This is a genomic window from Paraburkholderia sp., assembly GCF_024281035.1.
Lineage (GTDB): Bacteria > Pseudomonadota > Gammaproteobacteria > Burkholderiales > Burkholderiaceae > Paraburkholderia.
The window spans coordinates 20,608-46,462 of record NZ_JAMXLH010000045.1; the positions used below are offsets into that span (position 1 = coordinate 20,608).

The 25,855-nt window shown below is 62.8% G+C and carries 21 protein-coding genes; 6 read left to right on the plus strand and 15 right to left on the minus strand.

Features of this window, described 5'->3' with window-relative positions; genetic code table 11:
* Positions 1–143: 143 nt before the first annotated feature.
* The 10 genes from Q0L30_RS14265 to Q0L30_RS14310 form a co-directional block, all read right to left on the minus strand.
* Positions 144–3,221, minus strand: a complete 3,078-nt coding sequence (locus tag Q0L30_RS14265) for an efflux RND transporter permease subunit (RefSeq protein WP_296657357.1) — start codon at positions 3,219–3,221, stop codon at positions 144–146.
* Entirely contained in the window at positions 3,218–4,339 is a 1,122-nt protein-coding gene (locus Q0L30_RS14270; RefSeq protein WP_296657360.1) for an efflux RND transporter periplasmic adaptor subunit, read from the minus strand. Before Q0L30_RS14270 ends, Q0L30_RS14265 begins: the two co-directional genes overlap by 4 nt.
* A gap of 8 nt (positions 4,340–4,347) precedes the next feature.
* Entirely contained in the window at positions 4,348–5,757 is a 1,410-nt protein-coding gene (locus tag Q0L30_RS14275) for a TolC family protein (protein WP_296657362.1), read from the minus strand.
* 414 nt (positions 5,758–6,171) lie between these two features.
* Positions 6,172–7,473: a citrate synthase gene (gene gltA, locus Q0L30_RS14280; RefSeq protein ID WP_296657365.1), complete on the minus strand. Its 1,302-nt coding sequence runs from the start codon at positions 7,471–7,473 to the stop codon at positions 6,172–6,174.
* A 103-nt stretch (positions 7,474–7,576) separates the two neighbouring features.
* Positions 7,577–7,849 carry a succinate dehydrogenase assembly factor 2 gene (locus Q0L30_RS14285; RefSeq protein WP_293034636.1) on the minus strand — a complete coding sequence of 91 codons (273 nt, stop codon included), beginning with the start codon at positions 7,847–7,849 and terminating at the stop codon, positions 7,577–7,579.
* Between the two features lie 9 nt (positions 7,850–7,858).
* Positions 7,859–8,560, minus strand: a complete 702-nt coding sequence (locus tag Q0L30_RS14290) for a succinate dehydrogenase iron-sulfur subunit (protein ID WP_296657366.1) — start codon at positions 8,558–8,560, stop codon at positions 7,859–7,861.
* Positions 8,561–8,587: 27 nt separating this feature from the next.
* Positions 8,588–10,363 carry a succinate dehydrogenase flavoprotein subunit gene (gene sdhA / locus Q0L30_RS14295; RefSeq protein WP_296657369.1) on the minus strand — a complete coding sequence of 592 codons (1,776 nt, stop codon included), beginning with the start codon at positions 10,361–10,363 and terminating at the stop codon, positions 8,588–8,590.
* 3 nt (positions 10,364–10,366) lie between these two features.
* Entirely contained in the window at positions 10,367–10,735 is a 369-nt protein-coding gene (sdhD, locus tag Q0L30_RS14300; protein ID WP_296657370.1) for a succinate dehydrogenase, hydrophobic membrane anchor protein, read from the minus strand.
* Positions 10,736–10,738: 3 nt separating this feature from the next.
* The gene (sdhC, locus tag Q0L30_RS14305; protein ID WP_296657373.1) at positions 10,739–11,155 is read right to left on the minus strand and encodes a succinate dehydrogenase, cytochrome b556 subunit; all 417 of its coding nucleotides are present in this window, start codon (positions 11,153–11,155) and stop codon (positions 10,739–10,741) included.
* A 140-nt stretch (positions 11,156–11,295) separates the two neighbouring features.
* Complete coding sequence (locus tag Q0L30_RS14310; protein WP_296657374.1) at positions 11,296–12,120, minus strand: GntR family transcriptional regulator; 825 nt, start codon at positions 12,118–12,120, stop codon at positions 11,296–11,298.
* Between the two features lie 543 nt (positions 12,121–12,663).
* On the opposite strand from Q0L30_RS14310, the gene Q0L30_RS14315 reads away from it, so the two are divergent.
* From Q0L30_RS14315 to acnA, 5 genes are all read left to right on the plus strand, one after another.
* Positions 12,664–13,647 (plus strand): malate dehydrogenase, encoded by a 984-nt coding sequence (locus Q0L30_RS14315; RefSeq protein ID WP_293041090.1) that lies wholly within the window; start codon positions 12,664–12,666, stop codon positions 13,645–13,647.
* A 282-nt stretch (positions 13,648–13,929) separates the two neighbouring features.
* The gene (locus Q0L30_RS14320) at positions 13,930–14,946 is read left to right on the plus strand and encodes an aldolase/citrate lyase family protein (RefSeq protein WP_296657378.1); all 1,017 of its coding nucleotides are present in this window, start codon (positions 13,930–13,932) and stop codon (positions 14,944–14,946) included.
* Between the two features lie 267 nt (positions 14,947–15,213).
* Entirely contained in the window at positions 15,214–15,750 is a 537-nt protein-coding gene (locus Q0L30_RS14325) for a hypothetical protein (RefSeq protein ID WP_296657381.1), read from the plus strand.
* A gap of 31 nt (positions 15,751–15,781) precedes the next feature.
* Positions 15,782–17,233 carry a bifunctional 2-methylcitrate dehydratase/aconitate hydratase gene (locus Q0L30_RS14330; RefSeq protein WP_296657383.1) on the plus strand — a complete coding sequence of 484 codons (1,452 nt, stop codon included), beginning with the start codon at positions 15,782–15,784 and terminating at the stop codon, positions 17,231–17,233.
* A 91-nt stretch (positions 17,234–17,324) separates the two neighbouring features.
* The gene (gene acnA / locus Q0L30_RS14335; RefSeq protein ID WP_296657386.1) at positions 17,325–20,042 is read left to right on the plus strand and encodes an aconitate hydratase AcnA; all 2,718 of its coding nucleotides are present in this window, start codon (positions 17,325–17,327) and stop codon (positions 20,040–20,042) included.
* A gap of 131 nt (positions 20,043–20,173) precedes the next feature.
* Here the strand turns inward: acnA and Q0L30_RS14340 are convergent, their stop codons facing one another.
* The 5 genes from Q0L30_RS14340 to Q0L30_RS14360 form a co-directional block, all read right to left on the minus strand.
* Positions 20,174–21,052 (minus strand): hypothetical protein, encoded by an 879-nt coding sequence (locus Q0L30_RS14340; protein WP_296657388.1) that lies wholly within the window; start codon positions 21,050–21,052, stop codon positions 20,174–20,176.
* Positions 21,049–21,669 carry a hypothetical protein gene (locus Q0L30_RS14345; RefSeq protein ID WP_296657391.1) on the minus strand — a complete coding sequence of 207 codons (621 nt, stop codon included), beginning with the start codon at positions 21,667–21,669 and terminating at the stop codon, positions 21,049–21,051. The genes Q0L30_RS14340 and Q0L30_RS14345 overlap by 4 nt, the downstream gene beginning before the upstream one ends.
* A gap of 25 nt (positions 21,670–21,694) precedes the next feature.
* On the minus strand, positions 21,695–22,375 hold the full coding sequence (locus Q0L30_RS14350) for an HAD family phosphatase (protein WP_296657392.1): 681 nt from the start codon (positions 22,373–22,375) through the stop codon (positions 21,695–21,697).
* Positions 22,372–23,139 carry an AfsA-related hotdog domain-containing protein gene (locus Q0L30_RS14355; RefSeq protein ID WP_296657395.1) on the minus strand — a complete coding sequence of 256 codons (768 nt, stop codon included), beginning with the start codon at positions 23,137–23,139 and terminating at the stop codon, positions 22,372–22,374. Before Q0L30_RS14355 ends, Q0L30_RS14350 begins: the two co-directional genes overlap by 4 nt.
* 733 nt (positions 23,140–23,872) lie before the next feature.
* On the minus strand, positions 23,873–24,805 hold the full coding sequence (locus Q0L30_RS14360; protein WP_296657399.1) for a LysR family transcriptional regulator: 933 nt from the start codon (positions 24,803–24,805) through the stop codon (positions 23,873–23,875).
* A gap of 65 nt (positions 24,806–24,870) precedes the next feature.
* On the opposite strand from Q0L30_RS14360, the gene Q0L30_RS14365 reads away from it, so the two are divergent.
* Complete coding sequence (locus tag Q0L30_RS14365; protein WP_296657401.1) at positions 24,871–25,854, plus strand: aldo/keto reductase; 984 nt, start codon at positions 24,871–24,873, stop codon at positions 25,852–25,854.
* Position 25,855 lies beyond the last annotated feature (1 nt).

Consider the following 25,855-nt stretch of genomic DNA (forward strand, 5'->3'; position numbering starts at 1 on the left):
CTGGTTATATCGCCAACTCATTAGGACGAGTCCTGGGTTTTGTTGTGGGCTCTATCCTGGATTTTGGCGCGCGCCGATCCGCCGCTGCTTACGCAGCGGCGAGTCTGTTGCATCCTCCGGTTGAATCCGCGGCCCGTTTCGACCTATCGCCGTGCAGCGGGGAGCGCATGCCGCACGCCCAGCAGCAGACGCAGCAGCACCGGCAGCACCACCAGCACCAGCGGCATTTGCACGATCAGGCCCGAGATGATGGCCACCGCGAGCGGCTGCTGCATCGCGGCGCCCTGGCCCAGTGCGAACGCGAGCGGCAGGAGCGCGAGGATTGCGGCAATGGTCGTCATCGCAATGGGGCGCAGGCGGTTGCGGCCCGCGGCCTGCAGCGCCTCGTGAACGCCCATCCCTTCGTCGCGCACGAGGCCCTGAAATTCCGACACGTAGAAGATCGCGACTTCCGTCACGATGCCGACGATCATCGTCATCCCCATCATCGCCGAGATATTCAGCTCGATGCCGGTGACCCACAGGCCGATGAACACCGCGCCGGCCGCAAGCAGCGGCATGGCCAAGACGGCCAGCGCCACGCGAAAGCGCTCGTAGAGGAACAGCAGCAGTCCGAACACCAGTGCGAGCGCGGCGCCGAACACGGCAATGAGGCCCTTGAAGGCAATTTGCTGTTGCTGATAGAGGCCGCCAAGCTCGTAATAAACGCCCGCTGGCAGCAGGTGCTGATCGGCGAGCGCGTGCTGCACGTCGGCGATGGTCGAGCCGAGGTCGCGCCCGTCGATGCGCGCCGTCACCGCCACCATGCGCTTGAGATTGTCGCGGCTGATCTCGGGCTGGCCGCTCACCGTCACGCGCTCGGCCACACGCGACAGCGCGAACATATGCCCGTCCGGCGCGCGTATCGGCAACTGGCCGAGCGCGGTATCGGTCATGTGCATCGCGCCCCGTGCGCGCACGCGCACGCCGATACTCTTCGGGCCGTCCTGATACTGCGTGGCCACGTTGCCGTCGAGCAGGTCGTTCACCTGCTGCGCGATAGCCTGCGGGTCCATGGCCTCGGCGGCCGCGGCATCGGCGCGGATGTGCAGGTCGATGGCGTCGCCGGCCGGGTTGATGCCGTCATCGACGTCGACAATGCCGGGAATCTTGCCGATGCGCGCGGCGACGCGCTCCGCGGTGTCGTCGAGAACGTTCTGGTCGTCGGAGTAGATCTTGATCTGCACGGGCTGCGGCACATCCGTGAGGTCGCCGATGAGATCCTCCATCAACTGCGCAAGCTCGATGCTCACGCCGGGAACCTGGGTTTCGATCTGCGAGCGGATTTCCTCCATCACGGTGTCGATGGGTTCGCGCTTGCCCGGCTTCAGGCGCACGAAGAAGTCGCCCATGTTGGGTTCGTTGAGGTCGCCGCCCAGGCCCGCACCCGTGCGCCGCGAGTAGGTGGCCACGTTCGGATTGGCGCGGATGATCGCCTCGATCTGCTGCATGAGGCGATCGGTCTCGGTGATCGAAGTGCCCGGCTTCGTGTGGTAGTCGAGCACGAAGCCGCCTTCGTCCATCGACGGCATGAATCCGCTGCCCACCCGCGTGAAGGCGAGCGCCGCAACGAGCGTGAGCGGCACGACGAGCGCCAGCACCCAGGCGGGCCGTGCGCTCACGGTTGCGACGAGTTGGGCGTAGCGGTGATTCAGCCACGCGGCGAAGCGTGTTTCGCTGTGCTCTTCGGCGTCTTTCGCGGTGAGCCAGTGGTCGCACAGAATGGGGATGGCCAGCCACGTCACGAGAAACGAGATGAAGAGCGCGCTCGCCATGGTGATGGAGAGCGCCTTGAAGAACGCGCCCGTCACGCCCGAGAGAAACGCCAGCGGCACGAAGATGATGAGCGTGGCCGCCGACGAGCCCGCAAGCGGTCGCGTGAATTCGAGCGCCGCACTCATCACCCGGCCATGGAAGGCGTGAGCGCCGGCCTCGCGCACGCGCCGCGCGATGTGCTCGATCATGACGATGGCGTCGTCAATCACGAGACCCACGGCAGCAGCCATGCCGCCGAGCGTCATGATGTTGAAGCCCATGCCGAAGATGTCGAGCATGAGAATGGTCGCGGCCATGACGACAGGCACGAGCGCGACGGCGATCAGCATCACCTTCACGTTGCGCAGGAATACGAAGAGCGTGAGCGCGGCGAGCACCAGGCCGATCATGATGGCATCGCGCACGCTCGTGGCCGAGGCGATCACGAGCTCGCTCTGGTCGTACCAGTTTGCGAGATGCACGCCGGGCGGCATCTGCCTGTCGAAGGCGGCAAGGCGTGCGCGGATGGCCTGCGCCATCGCCACGCTGTTTGCGCCCGGTTGCTGGAAGACATTGATCAGTACGGCATCCTTGCCGTCCGCCGTCACGCGAATCCACTGCGGCACGGTGCCCTGCGCGACCGTTGCAATATCGCCGAGACGTACCTGATTCGCCTGGTTCGTGCCGCGCGTGGCGACGACCACGTTTTTCAGCGCATCGAGGCCGTCCACGGGGGAATTCGCCACCACGAGATAGAGCTTGTCGTGGTCCTCGATGCGCCCGGTGGCCATCAGCACGTTGCCCGCTCCGATCGCCCGCGAGACATCGGCGACCGAGAGCTTGTACGCCGCGAGGCGCGCCGGATCGACGGCGACTTCGAGTTCGTCGCGCGCGCCGCCCGTGACCTCGACGCGCGCCACGCCTTCAACCGACGACAGCAGCGGGCGCAGCTGGAGCTGCGCGAGATCGTGGAGTTGCGACAGCGAGAGCCGCGACGACGTGAGGCTGTACGCGAGCACGGGAAACACGGTCGGGTCCATGCGGCGCACCTGCATGGTCGTGCCGGGCGGCAGCGTCGCGAGGATCTCGGCAATCGCCGATTGCGCCTGCAACGTGGCCTGCGACATGTCGGTGCCCCAATCGAAGTTCAGCGAAATTTGCGCTGAGCCCCGGCTGGTCGTCGATTTCACGTCGCGCACGCCCGGCACGCGCCGCAGCGCTTCTTCGACGGGCACGGTGACGAGCGTGGCCATCTGTTCGGCGGGGCGGTCGCCCGCATCGAGCGAGACGACCGCGCGCGGAAACGCGACGTTCGGAAAGAGCGAGATCGGCAGACGCAGGCCGGTGAGCGCGCCTGCAATGGCGCCAAGCGCGATCACGAACAACAGGGAGCGCCGGTGGCGCTGCATCCATTCGCTGAAATTCATTGCGCGCCGCCTTGTGCGACGCGCACGGCCATGCCGTCTTCGAGTTCGTAGTTGCCGCTCACAACCAGACCGCGCGTGGCGTCGAGCGCGCCGTCCACGCCGTACGTCCCGCCGTGCTCGACTTTCACGGTCACGTTCACGCGGTGCGCCTTGTTACCCGGCATCAACTGGTACACGTACTGGCCCCTGGCATCCTGCAGCACGGCTGCGCGCGGCACCTCCCACCAGGTGCCCGTCTGCGTGTCGATCTCGGCGCGCACGCGCATGCCCGGCAGGAACGCCGCGCCCGTGAGCGGCACGGCGGCGCCGACATTCACGAGCTGGGTCTGCGCATCGACGGCCGCCCCCACCATCGCGACCTGACCTTGCGCCTGCGCGGACGCCTGGGCGGCAGTCAGCGGATGCAGCACGACGCGGTCGCCCGCGTGGATCATCGCGGCATCGGCGGATTCCACGCCGAGCGAGACGTTGGCCGCGTGCGCGCCGGAAGCGTTCATGCTGACCAGTTGCGCGAGCGAGGTGCCGGCCTGCACCTGGTCGCCGGGTGCGACACTCATCTGCGCGACCACGCCGGAGGCCGGCGCCGTAACGGTCGTTGCGCCCGCAGCGATGCCCGACGCTTGCTGCGCGGCGAGCGCCTGCTGAGCGTCTTCGAGCGCCTTCTGCGCGGTGTCGAGCTGCGATTGCGTGGCCAGGCCATCGCGAAAGAGCGCCCCGGTGCGCGAGAGCTCGCCGCGTGCGAGCGTGGCGGCGCTCTTCGCCTGGGCGAAGGCGACCACCGTGCCGGGATCGCCCTGCACCACGACAAGCGGTGTGCCGCGTGCAACCGTCTGGCCCGGCTGTACCAGAACGCGCATCACACGCGCCACGTAGGGCAGGCTAACGGTGACCGCATTACCGGCGGTGCTGCCGACCACGCCGTAAGCGACGACCCGTTGCGAGACGGGCTTGCGCATGACCGGCACGACCTGCACGGCAACGGAGGCCGCAGGTTCGGCGGCAGCGGCATCATCGGCGTGCGCGCTGCGCGTGCACAGGAGCGCCGCGCCGGCAGCGATCGAACCGGCGGCACACAGGGCATACGCGGCGGCACGCAGGGAAAAGTAGCGTTCTGGCATGGGCATCATCAGCGAGTAGCAGGAGCGTTCGTGGCGGCGTCTGCCGGGGCATGCGCCGGACCGTTGGAGTTGCCGTGCGCGGCGGGTGCATCGGCGTACGGATCGGGGATCGCGCTGCCGAGCAGGGCTTGCAGCGAAATGCGCTGCTCGGCGAGCGCCTCGCGAGCCGTGGCGGCGTCCACCTGACGCGCGAGCGCGGCGCTTTGCGCATCGACGTATTGGCCGAGCACGATGTTGTGCGCCGCGTAGGCGTCGTGCGCGCGGGCAGCCGCTTCGTTCAGCCCGGGCAGCGCTGCTTCGTCCTGTGCGAGCTGCTGCCCGGCGAGTGTGTTAGCGGCGCGCAGATGCGCGATATCGGCGTAAGCGGTGTTCAGGCGGTCCTGGTATTCGTCGGCGAGACGCTGGCGCGTGGCCTGCTCGATGGCGATATTGCCGCGATTGCGGTTGAACACCGGCAGCGTGAGATTGATGGCGAAGCCGCTCGTGTAGATTTCCGATGTGTCGCGCTGACGGGTAAAGCCGACCGAAAGGCTCGGAAACTGATTGAGGATCGCCGCGCGGTACTTCTGCTCTTGCGCTTCATAGCCCGCCTGCAACGCGATCAGGTCAGGCCGGCGCTGCGGCAGTGCTGCGACGGCGGCGTCCAGCGTCGCCGCGTCGAGCGGCTCGACGGCGGCCGCGCCGACGAGCGGCAGGTCGACTTCCGGCGCGAGACCCAGCAGCGCGTTCAGGTCGTGGTGCGTCTGCTCGCGTGCCTGCTGTATGTCGCTGTATTGCTTGCGCGCGTCCTGCCAGGCCGTGAGGGCGGCGGTCGCGGTGTCGGCGGTTACGTTGTGCTCGCTCGCCGCGTGCGCCGTGCGCGTGTAGCGCGTTTGCGCGAGTTCGGCCTGCTGCGCGAGCAGAGGCAGCACGTCGTCCTGGAAGCGCATCTTCACGAAGAGCTGGCGCGCCTGCGCCACCACCTGCCATTCCTGCCAGAGCAGGCCGAGGTCGGTCTTGCTCACCGTTGCATCCGCGGACTTTTTGTTCGCGCTGCGCGTGACGATGGCCATGACGTCCATGCTCAGGCCATAGCTGAACGCGCGTGAAAATCCGGCCGCGCCAGGATAGTCGCTCGATATGCTCACCTGGGGATCGGGCAGCAGTCCCGCCGAAAATGCCTGCGCCCGAGCGATGCCGAGATCGTCGCGCGCGAGCCTGAGATCGGGATTGTTCGCGACCGCCAGTATCGCGACGTCTTCCATGTCGAAGCCATCGGATGGGTCGAAGCGGTGCGCGGCGAGCTCGGGCAGCGGCATCTTCGCAGGATCGATCCGTACGCGCGCGAGTGCTGCCTGGGTGAGCAGCGAGTCGCTCGAAGGCAGGGGTTTTGCGTGATAGACGGCGCAGCCGGAAAGCAGCGTGGTGGCAGACGCCATGACGGCCAGCGCGGCACGGATTGGGGAAGCAGTGGAGCCGCCGACACGATTGCGCGGCGCGTGAGGTAAAAGGCAATGCAACGTGTGCTCCCGGAAGCGAACCTGGATCGCGGGAAGGCAGCGTGCTGCCCGCGAAATCCGACTGCCGCGAGCTTTAGGGCCGCGCTGCAGACTCGCGGGGCATTCTATGGGACAGATGCTTATGCAATCCTTAAGCGCTGCGCGTCGCCGATCCGGCGTATAGCTTTCAGCGTGCGCAGCGCACTATCAATTCTGACGCAAATCCGGAAACCTCATCGGATGCACTAAAACCATCGCGCAAATAAAACACCCCGGCGGGCGAACCCGTCGGGGTGTTTGCGCAACATCTCGTGCACGGCGCGCCGCGGTGGGCGCGCCGCTCGACGCATATGCTTAACGCTGTGCGATCGGCTTGGCTTCGCGCGGCGTGTTGCCGATGAACAGCTGACGCGGACGGCCGATCTTTTGCTCGGGGTCGGCGATCATCTCGTTCCACTGCGCAATCCAGCCCACCGTACGTGCCATCGCGAAGATGCAGGTGAACATCGACGTCGGGATGCCCAGCGCGCGCTGAACGATGCCCGAGTAGAAGTCGACGTTCGGGTACAGCTTGCGCGACACGAAGTATTCGTCTTCGAGGGCGATCTTTTCGAGCGCCATCGCGAGCTTGAACAGCGGATCGTCGTGCAGGCCCAGTTCTTCGAGCACTTCGTGGCACGTTTCGCGCATCAGCTTCGCGCGCGGATCGTAGTTCTTGTACACGCGGTGACCGAAGCCCATCAGCTTCACGCCCGAGTTCTTGTCCTTGACCTGCTTGATGAAGTCGGGGATGTTGTCGACCGAGCCGATCTCTTCGAGCATCGTCAGCGCGGCTTCGTTCGCACCACCGTGCGCCGGGCCCCACAGACATGCGATACCGGCGGCGATACACGCGAACGGGTTCGCGCCCGACGAACCGGCCAGACGCACCGTCGAGGTCGACGCGTTCTGCTCGTGGTCGGCGTGCAGGATCAGGATGCGGTCGAGCGCGCGCACGAGCACGTCATTGACCTTGTACTCTTCGCACGGGTTCGAGAACATCATGCGCATGAAGTTCGCGCTGTACGACAGGTCGTTACGCGGATAGACGAACGGCTGGCCGATGCTGTACTTGTACGCCATCGCGACGAGCGTCGGCAGCTTCGCGATCATGCGGATGGCCGAGACTTCGCGGTGACGCGGGTTATTGATGTCGAGCGAGTCGTGGTAGAACGCGGACAGCGCGCCGACTGCAGCGACCAGGATCGCCATCGGGTGCGCGTCGCGGCGGAAGCCACGGAAGAAGAACTGCATCTGCTCGTGAACCATCGTATGGTTCGTGACGGTCTTCACGAACTCGGCCTTCTGCGCCTGGTTCGGCAGTTCGCCCTTCAGCAGCAGGTAGCAGGACTCGAGGAAGTCTGCGTTTTGCGCGAGGTTGTCGATCGGGTAGCCGCGATACAGCAGTTCGCCCTTGTCCCCGTCGATGTACGTGATCGCCGAATTGCACGCTGCCGTCGACATAAAGCCCGGGTCATACGTGAATTTGCCGGTCTGACCGTACAGTTTGCGGATATCGATCACATCCGGGCCCATCGAGCCCTTGTAGATCGGCATTTCGACGCTCGGCGAATTGTCGCTGAACGACAGCGTGGCTTTTACATCAGACGGAGTCATAGCACATCCTCAATCGAAGATTAATTCGGGATTCGATAATTTGCACGTCGGGCGCGGCGCAGGCTGGCGCCACTACGGGCGCCAGTGCGAACACCACTGCGAATCAGACGTTGCGAAGCAGGTCCAGCACGCGCTTCACGTCCGCGTCGGCAAGATTGCCCTCAGGTTCCTTGCGTGCGAGAAGCAAGTCCATCAGGTCGTTATCGCTCAGCTCGAGCAGGCGAGTGAGCGCACCCACATCTGCATCGCTGAGGTCTTGTTCGTAGCGTTCAAAAAAACGCTCGAAAATCAGATCGTTTTCGAGCAAACCGCGCCGCGAGCGCCAGCGAAGGCGCGCGCGGCGAAGGGGATCGGATTGGTGCGTTTCCATTTCCAGAATGCCGCGTCAAACCGCCCGGCGGACCATCAGTTCCTTGATCTTGCCGATCGCCTTCGACGGGTTCAGGCCCTTCGGGCAGACGTCGACGCAGTTCATGATCGTATGGCAACGGAACAGACGGTACGGATCTTCAAGATTGTCCAGACGCTCGCCGGTCGCCTGGTCGCGGCTGTCGGCGAGGAAGCGGTAAGCCTGCAGAAGACCTGCGGGGCCCACGAACTTGTCCGGGTTCCACCAGAAACTCGGGCACGACGTCGAGCAGCTTGCACACAGAATACACTCGTACAGGCCGTCGAGTTCGTCGCGCTGTTCGGGCGTCTGCAGACGCTCCTTCTCGGGCGGCGGCGTGTCGTTGATCAGGTACGGCTTGATCGAGTGGTACTGGTTGAAGAAGTGCGTCATGTCCACGAACAGGTCGCGGACCACGGGCAGGCCCGGCAGCGGGCGCAGCACGATCTTCTGCGGCAGGTCGTTCAGGTTCGTCAGGCACGCGAGGCCGTTCTTGCCGTTGATGTTCATCGCGTCCGAGCCGCACACGCCTTCACGGCACGAACGGCGGTACGACAGCGTCTCATCGACTTCCTTCAGCTTGACAAGGGCGTCCAGCAGCATGCGCTCGTGCGTGATTTCCAGCTCGTACGTCTGCATGCGCGGCGCCGCGTCCTTGTCCGGATCGTAGCGGTAGACTTCAAAAATTCGTTTGGCCATTTCCGATTCCTTTTGACTGGCTTTGGCTTAGAACGTACGCGCCTTCGGCGGCACAGACTCGACGGTCAGCGGTTGCATATGAACCGGCTTGTATTCGAGCCGGTTGTCGCCGCTGAACCAGAGCGTGTGGCGCAGCCAGTTTTCGTCGTCGCGGTGTTCGTGGTCGCTTAGTGCGTGTGCGCCGCGGCTTTCCTTGCGCGCGTCCGCCGATACCATCGTCGCGTTGGCCACTTCCACCATGTTGGCCACTTCGAGCGCTTCGACGCGCGCGGTGTTGAACACCTTCGACTTGTCCTTCAGATGGATGTGCTTGACGCGCTCGGACACCTTCCTGATTTCTTGTACACCTTCCGCCAGGATCTTCGACGTGCGGAACACGCCTGCATGCTTTTGCATCGTGCCGCGGATTTCGTTCGCCACGCTTTGCGCGTATTCGCCCGAAGTCGAGCTGTCGAGCGCCGCAAGACGCGAGAGCGAGAAATCGGCTGCATCGGCCGGCAGCGGCTTGTGCTCGCGGATTTCCTTCACGTGCTTGACGATGTGGTTGCCGGCCGCGCGGCCGAACACGACGAGGTCGAGCAGCGAGTTCGTGCCGAGGCGGTTCGCGCCGTGCACCGAGACGCACGAGCATTCGCCGACCGCGTAGAAGCCGTTGACCGGATCTTCGTGGCCCTTCTTCGTACCCACGACCTGGCCGTGGATGTTGGTCGGAATGCCGCCCATCTGGTAGTGGATGGTCGGAACGACCGGAATCGGTTCCTTGATGCAGTCCACGTTCGCGAACTTCAGCGCGATTTCGCGGATCGACGGCAGACGCTTCATGATCGTCTCGGCGCCGATGTGCGACAGGTCGAGCAGCACGTGATCCTTGTGCGCGCCCACGCCGCGGCCTTCCTTGATTTCCTGGTCCATCGAACGCGAAACGAAGTCACGCGGCGCCAGATCCTTCAGCGTCGGTGCGTAGCGCTCCATGAAGCGCTCGCCGTTCGAGTTGCGCAGAATGCCGCCTTCGCCGCGCACGCCTTCGGTAATCAGCACGCCCGCGCCGGCCACGCCGGTCGGGTGGAACTGCCAGAACTCCATGTCCTGCAGCGGGATGCCCGCACGCGCCGCCATGCCGAGGCCGTCGCCGGTATTGATGAACGCGTTCGTCGACGCCGCGAAAATCCGGCCCGCGCCGCCCGTGGCGAACAGCGTGGTCTTGCCTTCGAGGATGTAGACGTCGCCGGTTTCCATTTCCAGCGCGGTCACGCCGAGCACGTCGCCTTCCGCGTCGCGGATCAGGTCGAGCGCCATCCATTCGACGAAGAACTGCGTCTTCGCCGCGACGTTCTGCTGGTACAGCGTGTGCAGCAGCGCGTGGCCGGTACGGTCAGCAGCAGCACAGGCGCGCTGAACCGGCTTCTCGCCGTAGTTGGCCGTATGGCCGCCGAACGGGCGCTGGTAGATCGTGCCGTCGGCGTTGCGGTCGAACGGCATGCCGAAGTGTTCCAGCTCGTACACGGCGTTGCCCGCTTCGCGGCACATGAACTCGATCGCGTCCTGGTCGCCGAGCCAGTCGGAACCCTTGATCGTGTCGTAGAAGTGGAAGTGCCAGTTGTCTTCGCTCATGTTGCCGAGCGAAGCGCCGATGCCGCCCTGTGCAGCAACGGTGTGCGAACGCGTCGGGAACACCTTCGAGAGCACGCAGACCGACAGGCCCGCGCGTGCGAGTTGCAGCGACGCGCGCATCCCCGAGCCGCCGGCGCCGACGATGACCACGTCGAACTTGCGACGCGGCAGAGAATTCTTGATTGCAGCCATTCTTTACACTCTCCAGAGAATCTGCGCGGCGTAGCCGAGGCTCGCGACCAGCCAGACGATCGACAGCACGTACAGCGCGACGCGCACGCCGACGTGGTGGACGTAGTCCATCCAGATGTCACGGATGCCAACCCACGCGTGATAGAACAGCGCGAGCAGCGTGACGAACGTCGCGAGCTTCATCCACTGCGTGGCGAAAATCGACGCCCAGCCGTCATACGAAAAATCCTGCGCACCGAAGAACCAGGCAAGCAGAATGACCGTGTACACGGCCATGATTACCGCGGTGCCGCGTTGCACCATCCAGTCGCGCAGGCCGTAGTGAGCGCCTACGACAAGGCGCTTCGGGCCAATTCCGTTTTTTGCAGACATGTTTTAGAACGCTCCGAAGAGTTTCGCCGCGAAGGCGATCGTGAGAATCGTGGAGACGATCACGACAACGAGAGAAGTCGACTTGCCCTGCTGCTTGCCAGTCAGTTCATGGTTGAAGTCCATGCACAGATGGCGCACGCCCGCGCAGAAGTGAAACAGGAAGGCCCAGCCGAGCACGAGCACGACGAGCTTGATGATGATGCTGGAGAGGAAACCCTTGAATACCTCGAAGCTGAGTTCCGAGGTGAGACTTTGGTCAAACAGATACAAGAGGAAGGGCAGGAAGATAAACATCAACGCGCCACTGACACGGTGGCCGATGGATACGCGACCCGCGAGCGGCAGGCGGTACGCGAACAATATCTGCCCAAGCCCGATGTTCCGGATCACCGGCCTCGGTTTTTTTGCGGCTTCTGCCATGCTAGACCCCCAACTATGTAAAAACACCAATATGCAACTTGCAAATTTTAACGCTTTTTCATTTCGCGCTGCAGCGAAAACCGTGCTAACGGTCTATTGCTTGCGCGCGCAATGATTGCGCCGGGCGGGAGCCGCCCGTTTCAACTCAAATCGTTCTGATAGTAGTACCCGGTTGTGACATACCACCCGCGGCGCACCTCAACCGGCCGATCTCCATAGGTATAGGACACGCGCTCGACAGAAAGCAATGGGAAGCCGGACGGAACGTTGAGCAGGTCGGCTACCGCAGGCTCGGCGGCCACGGCGCGGATCTTTTCGGTCGCGCGTATCATGCGCGTGCCGAACTCCGTCTCGAACATGGCGTAAAGCGGGCCTTTGTACTCGGCAAGACGCTCCGTCGTGAGGCCCCGGAACACCAGGCCCGGCAGCCAGATTTCGTCGAGCACGGTGCTTTCGCCGTCGAACTGCAGAAGGCGGCGGATCAGCACGACCGGATCGGCGGGCTTCAGATCGAGCTGGCGGGCGATCTCGGCCGTCGCGCGCAGGCGCCGGCAGTCGAGCAGCTTGCTGATGTGAGGATGTTCTGCGCCGTCATCGGCCAGCAACCGGAGGAAGCGAAACTGGGCGCGGTCCTCGTTGTGGGTGGCGACGAACGTGCCCTTGCCCTGGCGGCGCACCAGCAGATTGTCGGCCGCGAGTTCGTCGATCGCCTTGCGCACCGTTCCCTGGCTTACCTTATAGCGGCCTGCCAGTTCGATTTCGCTGGGGATGATCTCGCCGGGCTTCCATTCGCCGGCTTCGAGGCTCTGCGTGATGAGCCCTTTGATCTGCTGATAGAGGGGACTGAACGTGGGCGACGGCGATGCAGCGGGCACAGCGGGTGTAGCGGAAGTAGCGGACGCGGACGCACCCACGCCGCTCTCAGGAGCGGGGGTTGTTGCGTTGCTGGCCGGGTTCGCACTCATGGCGCGCATTTCAACATAAAGCGGTCCCCGGCGTCCAGCGATTTCCCTGCAAAATAGATATATCTTATATAAGACATAAGATGCAGTTGACTTTGCCCTATGCCACTCCTAAACTCCCGATCGAGCAAGGGTTTGCGGGCGATTCACGGGATTCGCCGGCGGGATTCGCCGGCAGCATCTACCTGGTCGCGCACTGCGCTGCAGGCCGCCTTCGCATCATGCTGTTCCCTCACCGCAGTCGAGGTTTCGATCCGCCCCGCCAGCGCCTCTCGCGCCGCGCCTTCGTGGACCAGCCAAAGCGAGCTGTTGCAGGAGTCGGCACACTTGATGAGGCCAGCGCCAGGTCCCGGGCGTGCCCGTCCATCCTCGCTTTGTCGCACAGGTTACCGGCCCGACGGCCCTGCCGCGGCGCGCCGCCCGGCCGCAGAAGCCGCGAGACGCCAGCCCGGCAGTCCGTCAGCCCGTTTCACGAACGCTTTGCGTAACGCGCATATAAACTAGCGTTTTACGTTGGCGTATAACGCATCTTCCTGGAGATTTTCAATGGCTAAGCCCGCAAAGCGCGTTGCCGTCACCGGCGCCGCAGGTCAGATCGGTTACTCCCTGCTGTTCCGCATCGCGAACGGCGACCTGCTCGGCAAGGATCAGCCCGTCATCCTGCAACTGCTCGACCTGCCCCAGGCGCAAGCCGCCGTCAAGGGCGTCGTGATGGAACTGGAAGACTGCGCATTCCCGCTGCTCGCGGGCGTCGTGGTCTCCGACGACCCCAAGGTTGCGTTCAAGGACGCCGACGTCGCCCTGCTCGTGGGTGCCCGTCCGCGCTCGAAGGGCATGGAGCGTAAGGACCTGCTCTCGGCCAACGCCGAAATCTTCACGGTTCAGGGCAAGGCGCTGAACGACGTCGCCAGCCGCGACGTGAAGGTGCTGGTCGTCGGCAACCCGGCCAACACGAACGCTTACATCGCCATGAAGTCGGCTCCGGATCTGCCGAAGAAGAACTTCACGGCCATGCTGCGCCTCGACCACAACCGCGCGCTGTCGCAACTGGCCGCCAAGTCGGGCAAGCCGGTCGCATCGATCGAGAAGCTCGCCGTGTGGGGCAACCACTCGCCGACGATGTACCCCGATTTCCGTTTCGCCACCGTCGAAGGCCAGTCGCTGACCAAGCTGATCAACGACGACGAATGGAACCGCAACACGTTCATCCCGACCGTCGGCAAGCGCGGCGCAGCGATCATCGAAGCGCGCGGCCTGTCGTCGGCAGCGTCGGCTGCCAACGCCGCCATCGACCACGTCCGCGACTGGGTCCTCGGCACGAACGGCAAGTGGGTCACGATGGGCATTCCGTCGGACGGCTCGTACGGCATCCCCGAAGACATCGTCTACGGCGTGCCGGTGACCTGCGAAAACGGCGAATACAAGCGCATCGAAGGCCTTGAAATCGACGCGTTCTCGCGCGAAAAGATGGACGGCACGCTCAACGAGCTGCTCGAAGAGCGCGACGGCGTCTCGCACCTGCTCGGCTAAACCCGGCGCAGGCAAACCGGGACTCCGTTGTTCCAACGGGTTCCGGTTTTTTTGCGCGCCGCGCAGCAGGTCAACCAGTTGGCCAACGTTAGTGAATCGACTACTGACGGCGCGCAAAAAAATGTGCGCGCGCATGGCAGGACATCCCGCCTCGCGCCGCACCTGATCCGGACGCGCCTTGCCGCGTGCGCAGTGCTCTCGTTCAGGGCTCTCGCGCCGTGCTCTCACTCAGGGCGCATCCGAATCAGGCTTCACCTCCCCACTCGACACCTGACGCCGACGATGCGCGCCCTGACTCCCGCCGAAGTGCTCTTTGACGGCGAAGCGCCGCCCACTCTCCTGCCAGCCTGCGATCACTACGCCGGCAGCGAAAAGCTGATGCTCAAATCGCTCGCGCTCCAGCAGCAGCTCGGGCCGGTGTTCGACATCACGCTCGATTGCGAGGACGGCGCCCAGGTGGGCCGCGAGGCCGAGCATGCCGAACTCGTCGCCTCGCTGATCGGCAGCGAGCACGACCGCTTCGGGCGCGTCGGGGTCCGCATCCACGACTTCCATCACCCGCACTGGCGCGACGACGTGCGTCTGATCCTGCGCGCCGCAAAGCGCGCGCCGGCCTATATCACGCTGCCGAAAATCCGCGCCGCAGGCGACGCCGCCGAAATGATCGCCTTCATCGAGGCGACGCGCGTGGAACTGGGCATCGCGAAGCCGATCCCGGCGCAGCTGCTGGTCGAAACGCACGGCGCGCTCGCGCGCGTATTCGATCTCGCGGCGCTGCGCGGCGTCGAGGCGCTCAGCTTCGGCCTCATGGACTTCGTTTCGGCTCACGACGGCGCGATTCCCGATTCGGCGATGCGCTCGCCGGGCCAGTTCGACCACCCGCTCGTGCGCCGCGCGAAGCTCGAGATCGCCGCGGCCTGCCACGCCTTCGGCAAGGTGCCCTCGCACAACGTAAGCACCGAGGTGCGCGACATGAGCGTGGTCGCCACCGACGCGGCCCGCGCACGCAATGAATTTGGCTACACGCGCATGTGGAGCATTCACCCGGCACAGGTGACCACTATCGTGGCTGCTTTCGCGCCCCGCGACGAGGAAGTGACGCTCGCGGCCGAAATCCTGCTGGCCGCCCAGGCCGCGCAGTGGGGCCCGACGCGCCACGGCGACACCCTGCACGATCGTGCGAGCTACCGCTACTACTGGTCCGTGCTGCGCCGCGCGCGCGCAACGGGCCGCAGCGTGCCCGCCGGGTGCGCGCCGCTCTTCGCACCGGGCGAGTGGCAGCAGGGAGCCGCGACGTGAATCGCCTGAGCGCTTCGACGATGCGCGCAAAAGTGCGCAAAAGTGCGCCGAAATGCGCGTGGAAGATCGGACAACGCATCAGCAACGAGGAGATCAGGCACGGTGCAACGAGCAACGAACGCGTGTCACCGATAATTACAAGCCAGAATCCGTAAATAGGTGAAAATAGTGTCCGCTGCGCGCTTTCGGGGCGCGCGTAGTGCTAGATGGCGACCGCAAACCCGGCCGCGCACTGATCAACCGACTTAGATATAAAGGTTTGACTCCATGAAGAAACTGCTTATCGCCGCCGTTGTTGGCGCACTGTCCTCGACGATGATGCTGGCCGCGACCGACGTCGCCGCCCAACCCACGACCACCGCCAAGAAGACCGCGACGCCGAAGAAGCCGGCCCCGAAGCACCGCATCATCAAGCGCAAGGTCAACCCGGCCAGAGAAGCCAAGGTCGACCCGATCCTGGCGGGCTCGGAGCACTGGAGCTGCGCCGAAGGCATGCAATTCGACATGAAGGGCGACATGGCGCGTGACCAGGTCGTCACCGTCCACTGGGCGAACAAGAACTACGCCCTGCCGCGCCAGGTCACCACGACGGGTGCTGACCGCTTCCACGACTCCGCCACGGGCCTCGACCTCGTCGTGATCCCGACGAAGGCCATGCTGTTCTCGGACCACGACAGCTCGCGTCTCGCCGACGAGTGCAAGACCGTTGCAATGCAGCAAGGCGCCATGGCGCCGACCCAGGCCGCCGCGCTGAACCCGGCGAACCGCGCTCCGGCAGCCGCCAGCGCCACAAGCGGTCAGTAAGCGCCGCACCTGCGCCTCACGGAGCGTCTCGATGTCCGCATCGATCGCCAATGTCCGGCCCGGGCCGGATCAGGTCCTCGTCGATATCGTCGACTATGTCCTGAGCTATTCCGTCGACAGCGCCCTCGCGCTGGCCACGGCGCGTCATTGCCTGATCGACACGCTCGGCTGCGGACTCGAGGCGCTCGCCTACCCGGCCTGCACCAAGCTGCTGGGACCGGTCGTGCCCGGCACGATCGTCCCACAGGGCGCAAAAGTGCCGGGCACCTCATTCCAGCTCGATCCGGTTCAGGCCGCGTTCAACCTCGGCGCGATGATCCGCTGGCTCGACTTCAACGACACCTGGCTCGCCGCCGAGTGGGGCCACCCGTCCGACAACCTGGGCGGCATTCTCGCGACCGCCGACTGGCTCTCGCGCACCGCCGTGGCGGCGGGCAAAGCGCCGCTCGCCATGAAGGACGTGCTCGTCGGCATGGTGAAAGCGCACGAGATCCAGGGCTGCCTCGCGCTGGAAAACTCGTTCAACAAGGTCGGCCTCGACCACGTGCTGCTCGTGAAGCTCGCCTCGACCGCGGTGGTCGGCCAGCTCATCGGCCTCACGCGCGACGAGCTGATCAACGCAGTCTCGCTCGCGATGGTGGACGGCCAGTCGCTGCGCACCTACCGGCACGCACCCAACACCGGCTCGCGCAAATCGTGGGCCGCCGGCGACGCGACCTCGCGCGCCGTGCGTCTCGCGCTGATCGCGAAGACGGGCGAGATGGGCTATCCGTCGGCGCTCACGGCGAAGACCTGGGGCTTCTACGACGTCTCGTTCAAAGGCCAGCCGTTCGGATTTCAGCGTCCGTATTCCACATACGTAATGGAAAACGTGCTGTTCAAGATTTCGTTTCCCGCCGAATTCCACGCGCAAACGGCAGCCGAAGCCGCGATGAAGCTGCACGGCGTGCTCGCGCAGCAAGGCAGGACGACCGCGGACATCAAGCGGATCACGATTCGCACCCACGAAGCGGCGATCCGCATCATCGACAAGACCGGCCCGCTCGCGAACCCCGCCGATCGCGACCACTGCATTCAGTACATGGTCGCCGTTCCGCTCCTGTTCGGGCGCCTCACGGCGGCCGACTACGAGGACGACATCGCGTGCGACCCGCGCATCGACGCGTTGCGCGCGAAGACGGTCTGTGTCGAAGACCCGCAGTTCACGAAGGATTACCACGACCCCGGCAAGCGCTCGATCGCCAACGCGCTGACCGTCGAACTGAACGACGGCACGACGCTCGACGAAGTCGTGGTGGAGTACCCGATCGGTCACCGGCGGCGCCGCGACGAAGGCATCCCGCTCCTGATCGAGAAGTTCCGGACCAACCTCGCACGCCGCTTCCCCGCGAAGCAGCAGCAGGCGATTCTCGATGTCTCGCTCGATCCGGCGCGGCTCGATGCCATGCCGGTGAACGAATACGTCGACTTGTATGTGATCTGAGCAGTCAAGCAACTATCAGGTATAAACCTCAGGCTACAGCAGCAAACGTGTAATCAAGCGTTATTTCCGCGATTAAACGAAGGAAAACACCATGGCTCACAACCTCCACAAAACGCTGAAGGAATTCGACAGCGGTTCCGGCAAAGGCAAGTTCTACTCGCTGCCGCAACTCGGCAAGCAGCTGGGCGTGAAGATCGATCGCCTGCCGGTCTCGATTCGTGTCGTGCTCGAATCTGTGCTGCGTAACTACGACGGCAAGAAGATCGCGGAAGAGCACATCGAGCAGCTGGCCAACTGGAAGCCCACGGGCACCCGCGTCGATGAAATCCCGTTTGTCGTGTCGCGCGTCGTGCTGCAGGACTTCACGGGCGTGCCGCTGCTCGCCGACATCGCCGCGATGCGCGGCGTCGCGAGGCAGGTCGGCAAGAACCCGAAGGTCATCGAGCCGCTCGTGCCGGTCGATCTCGTCGTCGACCACTCGGTCCAGGTCGACTACTTCCGCCAGAAGGATGCGCTCGACCTGAACATGAAGCTGGAATTCGAGCGCAACAACGAGCGCTACCAATTCATGAAGTGGGGCATGCAGGCATTCGACACGTTCAAGGTCGTGCCGCCGGGCATCGGCATCGTGCACCAGGTCAACCTGGAATACCTCGCACGCGGCGTGCACAAGAAGACGGAAGGCACTGACACCGTCTACTACCCGGATACGCTCGTCGGCACGGACAGCCACACGACGATGATCAACGGTATCGGCGTCGTGGGCTGGGGCGTGGGCGGCATCGAAGCGGAAGCCGGCATGCTCGGCCAGCCGGTGTACTTCCTCACGCCGGATGTCGTCGGCGTCGAGCTGAAGGGCAAGCTGCGCGAAGGCTGCACGGCAACCGACCTCGTGCTGACCCTCACCGAAATGCTGCGCAAGGAGAAGGTGGTCGGCAAGTTCGTCGAATACTTCGGCGAAGGCACGTCTTCGCTGTCGCTGCCGGACCGCGCGACGATCGGCAACATGGCGCCGGAATACGGCGCGACGATGGGCTTCTTCCCGGTCGACGAAAAGACGATCGATTACTTCCGCGGCACGGGCCGCACGCAAGCGGAAATCTCGGCCTTTGAAAACTACTTCAAGGCGCAGGAACTCTTCGGCATTCCGAAGGCCGGCGAGATCGACTACACGAAGACGGTCACGCTCGACCTTGCGACGGTCACGCCGTCGCTGGCCGGTCCGAAGCGCCCGCAGGACCGCATCGAAATCGGCAACGTGAAGTCGACCTTCACCGACCTGTTCTCGAAGCCGGTCGCGGAAAACGGCTTTGCCAAGAAGGCCGCCGACCTCAAGGCCGAGTACACGACCTCCGACGACGTCAAGCTGCACAACGGCGACGTGCTGATCGCCGCGATCACGTCGTGCACGAACACCTCGAACCCGAGCGTCCTGCTGGCTGCCGGCCTGCTGGCGAAGAAGGCGGTGGAAGCGGGCCTCACGGTCGCGCCGCACATCAAGACCTCGCTCGCCCCGGGGTCGCGCATCGTCACCGAATACCTGACGAAGACGGGCCTCTTGCCGTACCTCTCGAAGCTCGGCTTCGAACTCGCGGCGTATGGCTGCACGACCTGTATCGGCAACGCGGGCGACCTGACGCCGGGACTGAACGACGCCATCACGAAGAACGATGTCGTCGCGGCGGCGGTGCTCTCGGGCAACCGCAACTTCGAAGCGCGCATCCACCCGAACATCCGTGCGAACTTCCTCGCCTCGCCGCCGCTGGTCGTCGCTTACGCGATCGCGGGCAACATCACGCGCGACCTGATGACCGAGCCGGTCGGCAAGGGCAAGAACGGCCGCGACATCTACCTCGGGGACATCTGGCCGACCAGCGACGAAATCAACGCGCTGCTCAAGTTCGCGCTCGACGCCGACGCCTTCCAGAAGAACTACAGCCAGCTCACGAAGAAGGGCGACCTGTGGAGCAAGATCGAGGGCGAAGAAGGCCAGGTCTACGACTGGCCGAAGTCGACCTACATCGCCGAGCCGCCGTTCTTCGGCAAGGAATTCTCGATGACGCCGTCGTCGGCGGTGGCTGAAGTCAAGGGCGCGCGCGCGCTCGGCATCTTCGGCGACTCGGTCACGACCGACCACATCAGCCCGGCCGGCTCGATCAAGGAAGACTCGCCCGCCGGCAAGTGGCTCAAGGCCAACGGCGTGCAGAAGTCCGACTTCAACAGCTACGGCTCGCGCCGCGGCAACCACGACGTGATGATGCGCGGCACCTTCGCGAACGTGCGGATCAAGAACCTGATGATTCCGGCGAAAGCGGACGGCACGCGCGTTGAAGGCGGCCTGACGATCCATCAGCCGAGCGGCGAACAGATGTCGATTTACGACGCCGCGATGAAGTACATCGACGCCGACACGCCGACCATGGTGTTCGCAGGCGAAGAGTACGGCACGGGTTCGTCGCGCGACTGGGCAGCCAAGGGCACGCAGTTGCTGGGCGTGAAGGCCGTGGTTGCACGCAGCTTCGAGCGTATCCACCGCTCGAACCTCGTCGGCATGGGTGTTCTGCCGCTGCAGTTCAAGGGTTCGGACAGCGTGCAGTCGCTCGGCCTGACCGGCGAGGAAACGTTCGATGTCGAAGGACTGACCCACGACTTCAAGCCGCAACAGGACCTGACGCTCGTGATTCACCACAAGGATGGCAAGGAGCAACGCATCCAGGTGCTGCTGCGCATCGATACGCCGATCGAAGTCGACTACTACAAGCACGGCGGTATTCTGCCGTTCGTGCTGCGCTCGCTGCTGGCAGCGTAAGCGAGAAGCTTGCAGGTACCGCATCCGGCAACGGATGCGGTTACATTTGGGAGCCCGACGTGAGTCGGGCTTTTTTTTGCTTTTTCACGGAGCGCATGAGCTGGCAGGAGCGTCATGCGCACCATCGCCCACTACTCCTCACGCGTAATGAGTTCAGAAAATGCGAGGCGAGGAATCTTCAGCTGGGCGTGGATGTCCGCGCCCAGACCGTGAAGACCAATTGCGCCTCCATAAGACGCCTGGGTGCTCATGAACAGAACGACAATGTTCACGATGCGGTTACCCGTGCCCGGTGCCGGAAATGGATTGCGCATGCGCGCCACATATCGTGCATGCCCCCTCTCGTCCGTGACGAAACAGTTGGGAATGCCTAGCGGACCGGGGCGCGTCGGATTGGATTTACGTAGATCAAATTCGCGCAACGACATGACGGTATACAAGCTCCGCGGAACAAGACTGTCCATCTCGATACAGAACGTTGCATGAATGCCGTCGGTATCTAAGTCGACGGTTACCTGTCCGCTAGCTTTAACCCACTGACCCAGCGTGATGGGATGCGGATGCTGTCTCCCATCTTCAACGCGAAAGTCCGGCACCGCATCGTGCAATGGTTTGCTCGGGGCGACGAAGTTGTGAGCATCGGGGCATTGCTCCGGTGCGAACAACATCTGGTAGTTGGTGCACGGCAAAGGTAACGGCAACGTGTGCAGGAGGCAGTCCGCGTCAGTGCCGAGACTATCGAGTGACAGCATGCGAAGGATCGTGTACGGAGCGATTTCACCAAATGGCGGAATGGGTGACTCGGAACTCACGATTGCGGCGCCCCATTCCGTGGTCACTTTCCCGTCCGATTTCGTGCGAGGGATGGCCCCCACGACGACGAAATTCCCCTCCGAATCACAAATTTCACTGGGCGGATAGAGAGGTCCCTGGGTAGTGACAGCAAGCGGTTCGGTTACGCTTGTCACAACACCTGTACTGGCCCGATCGACATGTGCGCGCTGGTTCATGATTCCTCCCGCACGAAGACTCGCGTGTACAGGCCATTTTCGCCGCCGGCGATAAAACGGCTACCAGCCTGCTTGACAATTTCCTGATACCGTTCGGTCTCAAAGACGTCCTTCGAATAACTCACGGTGTCCCCTTCGAACGCGGACAGGAACATGACTCCAGGCTGCATGCTGAGCAGCGTGTGGTAGGCCGCGAAGGAGGACACCTGGGGCGCATTTCGCACTACGTCGAAGATGGTCGATTCGCGCCAGGCAAGGTACTCGTCCTGCACACTCAGCGGCACTTCGATATAACGCAGTTGAAGCTTTCCCGCCCTCGGCAGCGGCGCCTCACCGGGTTTAACTTCATTGACGAGCGTAAGCACCTGCTGATGCCAGTCCGATGCCAAGGTATTTCGCATGTTGCGTACGAATTCCTGCCGCCCTTCGAGCACGGAAAAAAGAGACTCAACGGTGGGCAAGGCGATCAGTTCGAGAAAACGCTGAGGTTCAGATTCCCCGCGATATGCCTCTCGATGAAAACCGGCGATTTCACCGTTTTTCCAGAGGTCCCACGCGTCCTGGGCCGCCTCTTTGTGAACGATAATTTCGCTGCTCAATATCAGACTTGCCGACATCTTGTTTTCCTCTACGGTTGTGACGTTAAACGGTGTTGATTGCCCAATTACGCTGCCTGGCTAATTCGATAAGCTCGGCGCACTTGCCTCCAACAACGACAGCTGATCCGACTGCCTCCAGCATCGCGCGATCGCTTATATGGTCGCCAAATGCTATGCACTGGTTGCGGTTACTCCCGAGCATGGCCATCAGTCTCTCCACAACCTTGGCTTTGCCGTCGCCAATGGTTTGCTCCAGGAGCCTTCCAGTTACACGCCCGCGAACCACTTCAAGCTCGGTACACAGAACGTAATCAGCACCCACGCGCTCGGCGAGCGGAGCGAGACAAGGATGGAAAGAGCCGGAAACAAGTGCGATCTGATAGCCACGTTTCTTGAGTACCGCCAACTCCGATCTTGTTGACTGGATGTAAAAGCCCGGCTGCACTTCCTGTGCCGCGAACCATCGTCTGCCCGCCGCTGCGAGGGCATCCCATCGGACGCCCTCGTACATGCTGTAATAGCGACGATTGACTACCTCTCTGCTACTGCCGCGCCTGGACATTCGCCGAATGAGCCCCATGCGCCAGGCGAACACAAGCCCACCCACTGGCCCATAACGCTCACGGAGAAAGAAGCGCATAAACGTAAACATGCTCTTCTGGTCGATAAGCGTCTCGTCGACGTCGAAGAACGCGAGCACTGGCGATCTCAATGACGCGGTCATGCCGCTTCCGCTGCGCTGCGCTCAACCTCCTGCATATTGCGGTAGCGAGTCAGCGCGGCCGTCGCCAATTCATGCTCCTTGCGCGAAAGCTGGGACTTCGGATATGCGGCGAAGTCAATTTCGACGCGCGCAACAACCTGCCCTGCTTGCGAAAACTCGCTCACGCAAGATGCCTTGATCGGGCCATTGGTCTTGCGCTTGTAATCGGTCAGCGTGAAGATGCAGTCCGTTTCGATCGGAAACGCGAATGCGAGAAAGGTGGTGCGCATCTCATTGAGCACGAAATACGAGGACAGTCGAGCATGCTCGTCGAGAACGTACTTTTCTGTTACGCAAAGCATCAACTGGCGAGCGGCTTCGACAAACACCATCCCCTGGATATGCTGCCCCGTAACGTGATCGGCGAGCTCAGCGCAGTCGTCATGGAGCTGAAGCTTCGCGCCAAATCGAGTCTCGTCGATTCGCTCTGGAGGGGTAACCAGGACATTATGTCCGTACTGCTTATGAACCAATCGACGATGAGATTCGTCGTGGTGGCAATCGACAACCTCCGCTGGTTCGACTCGAACTCCTTCTTGACCCGATAGTCGAATCGTTTCGCTGAGACGATGCAAGTCAACCCCTTGCCCAACCACGATGCCATGTTCGGGGAATTGGTCCGACTGAACCACTAGCTGAAGCATCGAATACGTCTTGACGCCCTGCTGCAATGACGCGAAATTGGCGAACTTGTCGCCAACAAGGACAATCACCTCATTATTCATAACCGCCTCTCAGATTCTGCTCGAGCCGATTCCTCAAGGCGAATCCTCGCCTTGCCGGCCACGGGCAATGTGTTGGGGATTTGGGGTGGATCTTCGAACAGTCCCGCCTGACATGAAGGGGACAGCTCCACATCATACAGAGAGGCTACGAGGTGTAAAGTGGGCTATGCAAATCAGCTTAACTAATGAATAAATGCGGCACTGCCTTTACATTCCTTCATCCTGCCTTCATCTTGTCGACTTTTTAATATGCCGTGCGGCGCAGCGCGCCGAAGCTGCGCTTGAGTCAGTGTCCAGATCCATTGCAAAAAACTCCCCTCAGGAGCGACCGAAGGAGCTTCTGTTTGGCACGATCAGCGGTACAAGGCCAAGGATTTTAATGGCTGTCCGTTTGCGAGTGCACCTTCCGAATTTCACAGTAAATCTGGTGAAATTATTCGAATCTAGATGGAGAAAAATCCACTCGGCGATTTTTTATAGAAGCTCTACTTACAGACCTGGCTCCTTCAACTCAAACAGATAAAATATTCCGCCAAATCGTCATGCATCTCGATGGGTCAACGCTCTCTGTCGCCGCTGTCAATCAGACTGACTCCGCACGGGAAGCCTGGCTAGCGCCGAGAAGCTTTTAAGCCGCAGGAGACGAAACCATTAACGCTCTTATTCCGGTATCGGCCAATCAGCAATTGAGAAACCCAGATTGAGATCTCACTGATTTCGTATCCATCGCAACCTATCGCAGCTGCGTAGCCTGGCGCAATACGAGATCGCTTAAAAAGTCGGCCAGGAGGCGCACGCGTCGAGAATGCGCCAGGTCGGCGTGGACAGCGAGCCAGATAGGCTGATCGCAGCCGATGTCATTGCGTACGCACGTCAGTCCCTGAATTCGCGCGAGGAAATGCGGCAGTACCGCCATGCCCAGTCCGGCACGCACCGCGGCGAGTTGCGCGGAGAGCGTGGTGGCAATCAAGCGGCATGGTCTCCCGCGCAAAGTGCGCTCCAGCCATTGCGCGGCGGGTAGATGCTGCTGTCCTTCCGACCAACCGATGAAGTCTTCGGCTTCCAGCGACGTCGTCCGCTCTGAAACCGGGTGTCGGCTTAAGTAGTCAAGCGAGGCGTATAAGCCAAAGCCAAGCACGCCGAGCCGGCGGATGCTCACGTTTCCCCGTTCCGGCCTGACCATGCGGATCGCAAGATCCGCGTCTCTTCGGTGCAGGTTGACCGTGGTGACGCCCGTGACAATTTCTACGGTCAGCGCAGGATTGGATTCCAGAAGCTCCGGTAACGCGGGGATGATGAGATGATCGGCCACTCCCTGTGCAGTGGCCAACCTGACATGACCTGCCACCTGTTCTGTGCGGCCCTGCCCGGCCGCGCCAAAGGCGTGTCCCGCCAGTTCAAGCGCCTCGGCCCGTGCAACGAGCGCCGCACCGTCGTCAGTCAGGCTGTGGCCGCCCTGATTGCGCGTAAACAGTGCAACACCTAGCGCCGCTTCAAGCCGCTCCAGACGGCGAGATGCGGTCGCGAGGCCCAGTCCCAGCATTTTCGCTGCCCCACTGAGCGTGCCGACGCGAGCGATGGCCAAGAACACTCTGGCGTCATCCCAAAGCAACTCATTTCCAGACTGCTTTCCAGATTCGGAAAGCAGTCCTGCATTCTTGTGCATATCGTCCTCCATTCCTGAGCAGCATACTGGCGCCCATCTCACTGCACAAGGAAGGAGATTGAGATATGCAAAATCGCACACTTGGAAAGGACCTGACCGTTTCGGCGATAGGTCTCGGGTGCATGGGAATGAGCGAGTTCTATGGTCCGCGCGACGACGTCGAGGCGATGACCGTGCTCCACCGTGCAGTCGATCTCGGTATTACGTTTTTCGATACTGCGGATACCTATGGAAATCACCACAACGAAGAACTGTTGGGGCGCTTCCTGGCCGGAAAAAAGGCAGACGTACGCGTTGCAACCAAATTTGGCATCGTGCGCCGTCCCGGTGAATATCAGCGTCGGATCGATAACAGCCCCGACTATATCCGGCAGGCCTGCGAGGCGTCGCTGCGGCGTTTGGGCGTCGAGTGCATCGACCTTTATTACGTCCATCGCATCGACCCGAACTCGTCCATCGAGGCGACGATGCAAGCACTGGCTGACCTCGTCGCCGAAGGCAAGATCGCGCATCTCGGCTTGTCGGAAGTCAGTGCCCTCACGCTTCGGCGCGCCCATTCTGTTCATCCCGTCACCGCAGTGCAGACCGAGTATTCGCTCTGGACGCGTGACGTCGAATCCGAGGTTCTGCCGGCGTGCCGTGAGTTGGGAATTGGTTTTGTGCCGTATTCGCCGTTGGGACGTGGTTTTCTGACCGGCGAGTTCCACCGCGACACGGTGTTTGCCGAAGACGATGTGCGAGGCGCGCTGCCTCGCTTCACGGCGGAAAACCTGCAAGCCAACCAACCGCTTGCCCAGGCTGTTGCATCCCTCGCTCATAGCAAGTCGTGCACGCCTGCCCAGATCGCGCTCGCCTGGCTGCTAGCGCAGGGCGAAGACATCGTGCCGATTCCTGGCACCAAGCGGGTTCCGCATCTGGAGGACAACGTCGGCGCCGCTACGCTCGCCCTTACGGAAGCGGAGCTGGCTGATCTCTCGATTGCACTCAGGAACTTCCGGGCGGTCGGTGATCGCTACACCGAAGCAGGCATGAAAGGAGTCAACGCGTGAC